This window comes from Mordavella massiliensis (genome assembly GCF_016902415.1).
GTDB lineage: Bacteria > Bacillota > Clostridia > Lachnospirales > Lachnospiraceae > Merdimonas > Merdimonas faecigallinarum.
Genome location: NZ_JACJLV010000111.1, coordinates 1 through 887 on the forward strand (window position 1 = coordinate 1; position 887 = coordinate 887).

The 887-nt window shown below is 48.4% G+C and carries 1 protein-coding gene; it reads right to left on the reverse strand.

The window, feature by feature from the left end; all coding sequences use genetic code 11:
- Nucleotides 1-727 (reverse strand): Rpn family recombination-promoting nuclease/putative transposase (locus H6A13_RS13000; RefSeq protein WP_204909948.1); only part of this gene is annotated, 727 nt, incomplete at its 3' end.
- Nucleotides 728-887 lie beyond the last annotated feature (160 nt).

Consider the following 887-nt stretch of genomic DNA (forward strand, 5'->3'; position numbering starts at 1 on the left):
TCTCCGCATCTACACTGCTGAAATACTTTTCGTTCTTTTGTATATATCCCTGCAGCTCCTTCCTTCTGCCCCTATATTTTAACATGCCCAGTACCTGTTGTAAATCTTCTGAAAGTCTTTGCAGTTCTGCGTCTTCCATATGTCCCGCATCGATCAGGTTCATCCGATAGTTGGGCACATATTTCCGTAAAACCTCTTTTGTCTCTCCATCCTTCTCTTCTGTTCCGGGCGGAAACATCCCATACAGATCCGTGGCCCCGTCCCATTTCTTCTCATCGTAATAAAATACCAGCGTAAGGATGGGATAGATGAAATCCTCCCGCCTAAATCTGGACAGGAACTCCTCCGTACTTAATTCCCCTTTTCCCTGGATTTCTCCAGTTCCCCGGTGCGTCCGCCACAGTTCCCGGATCTGGTCGGCATAGGTCAGTCCGTCATACAGCATGCAGCGGACCGGCATGGCATAATGGATCTTATCCTGGGATTCACAGGCCAGGATCGCCAGATTCACCGTGTTCTTCCAGCGTTTCACAATATCCCTGCGCCTTCCCACCGCTTTTGTCTTTCCCGCCTTGTCCGTGACCAGGATATCCGTCTCCCGGTCCAGGTCTTCCAGTTCCTCCGGCCTTATGATCTGCCGGCCCCCGAATACATAACCATTGTACAGGCTGGCAAACCGGTGATTGTCTCTCAGCCACTGATTCACTGATGTGTTTGCTTTTCCCATAGGCAAAGCCTCCTTTATTCGATTTTTTCATCAAACTTTTGGGTATCTCTGGCTGAAACGCCTGAAAACTCTGTCCGGATGTTAGAAAATTTAGAAGAAAAATATCCGGGAATTTGATGTGAAATCATCATAACACAGCCTGCTCCGGAAAACAAGATGC